The organism is Candidatus Aminicenantes bacterium, assembly GCA_026393795.1.
In the GTDB taxonomy this organism is placed as follows: domain Bacteria; phylum Acidobacteriota; class Aminicenantia; order UBA2199; family UBA2199; genus UBA2199.
This window is the reverse complement of the sequence record JAPKZL010000077.1, coordinates 1-2914: the sequence shown is the minus strand read 5'-3', so window position 1 is coordinate 2914 and position 2914 is coordinate 1. Positions and strand designations below refer to the sequence as shown.

Genomic DNA, 2914 nt, shown 5'->3' with positions numbered 1-2914 from the left:
CATCAAGGCTTCCGCTATCGCAAGGATCCGCTGATGAGAAAGAGAAAAGTCGTTATCCTGCACAACCAGGTCACCGACGACTCTCCCAAAGACGAGTTGGACGTCCTGGTCCAAGCCGATGCGGTGTTCAAATCGCTGTCCGAGCTGGGCTACCAGCCCGTAACCGTCCCCTTTTCCCTGGCGTTCGAAAAAACCCTCCGAGCCATCAAAAAGATGAACCCGCTTTTCGTCTTCAACCTGGTGGAATCGGTGGAAGGCAACGGCCAGCTCATTCATTTGGCTCCGGCCCTTCTCGACCACCTGAACATACCGTACACCGGCTGCAGCCAGGAAGCGATTTTCGTCACCTCCAACAAAATATTGAGCAAGAAACTGCTGCAACTCGCCGGCATCGCGTCGCCGCCGTGGCTGTGGGCCGAGAACCCGCTCGATGCGCAAACGCTGGGCGCGGGAACTTATCTGCTCAAGTCGGTGTGGGAGCATGCCTCCAACTGGTTCGACGACAGCTCGATCGTCACGGTCAAAGACGCGGTGGAATTGCGCTCCTTCCTGGAGAAGAAAAACCAGAACGGCCACGGACATTTTTTCGCCGAGAAATATATCGAAGGCCGGGAAATGAACGTGGCCATCCTCGCCGGCACCTTCCTGCCGGCCTCGGAAATCCGCTTCGTGGAGTTCCCGGCCGACAAGCTGAAGATCGTCGATTTTCGGGCCAAGTGGGAAGCGGATTCCTTCGAATACATCCACACGCCGCGCTGCTTCGATTTCTCGCAGGCGGATCAGCCGCTGCTGACCGAACTGCAGGACATCGCCCGCCGCTGCTGGGAATTTTTCAACCTGCGCGGCTACGCCCGGGTCGATTTCCGCGTCGACGGCCAGGGCCGCCCCTGGGTGCTCGAGATCAATTCCAACCCCTGCCTCTCCCCGGACGGCGGTTTTAACGCCGCCGCCGAAAGGATGGGCCTTTCTTTCACCAACCTGGTCGAACGGATCATCGCCGACTGCGTTGGCATATAAGTCGCAAAGCTGGAGATGTCATGAGCAAGCAAACGCCGTTGTTGTACAGAGAAAAAGTTTTGCCCGGCGACGCCGCGGCCGTCCGCGCCATCGTCGCATCGAGCGGGTATTTTCACGGCCATGAAATCGATGTGGCGGTGGAACTGGTCGACGAGCGCTTGCAGAAGGGCCTGAAGAGCGGCTATTATTTTGTCTTCGCCGAGCAGGACGGGCGGGTCGTCGGCTACTGTTGTTACGGCCCCATCGCCTGCACCGAAGGCAGCTTCGACCTGTACTGGATCGCCGTCGACAACGAGTTCCGCAGCCGCGGCATCGGCCGGATCCTGCTGCAAAAAAGCGAGGAGCGGATCGTTGCCCAGGGCGGCAGGGCCGTCTGGGTGGAAACCTCGGGGCAGGAGAAATACCAGCCGACGCGTGATTTTTACCTGCACAACCGCTATCAGGTGGAAGCGGTGCTCAAAGATTTCTACGCCGCGGGGGATGACAAGTACGTTTTCGTCAAGCGCCTATCCGCCCATGGTCGAAAAGATTAAAAAGCGATCGGTCAAGGCGGGCCTGCCGCCGGGCACGTTGGTTCACATTGGAACGAAAATGGCGGCCAAAAGCCGCATCCGCATCCTCGATTACGACGAGCGAATGGTGCGCGAAAAGAGCAACGCGCCGGTCGACGATTGCCTTCCTTTCCGCGACAGCGAAACAACAACCTGGATCGATATCGATGGACTCCAGGACACCGAACTGCTGGAGCGCCTCGGGAAAAGCTACGGGCTGCACCCGCTGATCCTGGAGGACATTCTCAACACCGACCAGAGGCCGAAGCTCGACGACATGGAAAGTTACCTCTACGTCGTCTTGAAGATGCTCGACTACAACGACTCCAGCCTGGAAATCGTTTCCGAGCAGGTCAGCGTCGTTTTGGGAAGGAATTTCGTGATCTCCTTTCAGGAAGGCCGCGAAGGCGATCTGCTGGAGCCGCTGCGCGAGCGCATCCGCGGCGGCAAGGGCCGGATCAGGAAAATGGGATCCGATTACCTGACCTATTCGATCCTCGACAACATCATCGACCGTTATTTCCTCGTCCTGGAGAAGCTTGGGGAAAGGATCGAGGTGCTGGAGGAGGACCTGGTCAGCGATCCGCGGCCGGAGACCCTGCGCCAGATCCATCAGCTGAAGCGGGAAATGATTTATTTGCGCAAGTCGGTCTGGCCGCTGCGCGAGGTGATCTACGGCCTGGAAAAGAGCGAATCCGGCCTGATCCAGCAGTCGACGCGGATATTCCTGCGCGACGTGTACGACCATACCATCCAGATCATCGACAGCATCGAAACCTTCCGCGACATGCTTTCCGGCATGCTCGACATCTACCTCTCCTCGGTCAGCAACCGCATGAACCAGATCATGAAGGTGCTGACCATCAGGGCCATGCTTCGTTTTTTCAAAAAGAAAAACTGGCTCTAGCTGCGTCAGGGAATAAAATACCTTTGTGTTACAATAGAAATTGAGGTGTCCGTCCATGTTCGATGTCATCCTGGTGCTGCCGTATCCTTTCAGCGACCATCCTTCATTCCCCGAGGGGATGCTGAAGCGGGCGTTGGAGGCGGCGGAGTTCAGCGTCGGCGTCATAGAGGCTCCTTTCTGGCAGGAAAGCAAAGACTTCGCGGCGCTGGGCCGGCCAAGGCTTTTTTTCGCGCTGGTCTCGGGGCCGATCGACTCGGTGGTGCTGAATTACACCGCCAGCCGCCGCCGCCGCCAGGAAGACCTCTACCAGTTTTCCGGCCAGGCCTTCTTCGCCGACCAGCCGCCGGCCATCAAATACAAGATACGTCCCGACCGCACCCTGACCGTCTTCGCCGGCCGGCTGCGCGAGGCGTTTCGCGATACACCGCTGGTGATCGGC

At 58.4% G+C, this 2914-nt stretch carries 4 protein-coding genes; all 4 read left to right on the top strand.

Going from position 1 to position 2914, the window contains the following annotated elements:
* Window positions 1-1017: D-alanine--D-alanine ligase (locus NTW95_03740; GenBank protein MCX6556535.1), on the top strand; the 1017-nt coding region annotated here is incomplete at its 5' end.
* Window positions 1018-1037: 20 nt separating this feature from the next.
* A complete protein-coding gene (locus NTW95_03735) occupies window positions 1038-1550 on the top strand; it encodes a GNAT family N-acetyltransferase (GenBank protein MCX6556534.1) in 513 nt (170 codons plus the stop codon).
* Window positions 1534-2475, top strand: a complete 942-nt coding sequence (corA, locus tag NTW95_03730) for a magnesium/cobalt transporter CorA (GenBank protein ID MCX6556533.1) — start codon at window positions 1534-1536, stop codon at window positions 2473-2475. Before NTW95_03735 ends, corA begins: the two co-directional genes overlap by 17 nt.
* A gap of 55 nt (window positions 2476-2530) precedes the next feature.
* Window positions 2531-2914, top strand: a 384-nt coding sequence (locus NTW95_03725; GenBank protein ID MCX6556532.1) for a YgiQ family radical SAM protein, incomplete at its 3' end; no start/stop codon positions are given.

Coding starts and splice junctions, on each gene's coding strand:
- corA (MCX6556533.1), top strand. CDS start 1,534: ATGGTCGAAAAGATTAAAAAGCGATCGGTCAAGGCGGGCCTGCCGCCG.
- NTW95_03735 (MCX6556534.1), top strand. CDS start 1,038: ATGAGCAAGCAAACGCCGTTGTTGTACAGAGAAAAAGTTTTGCCCGGC.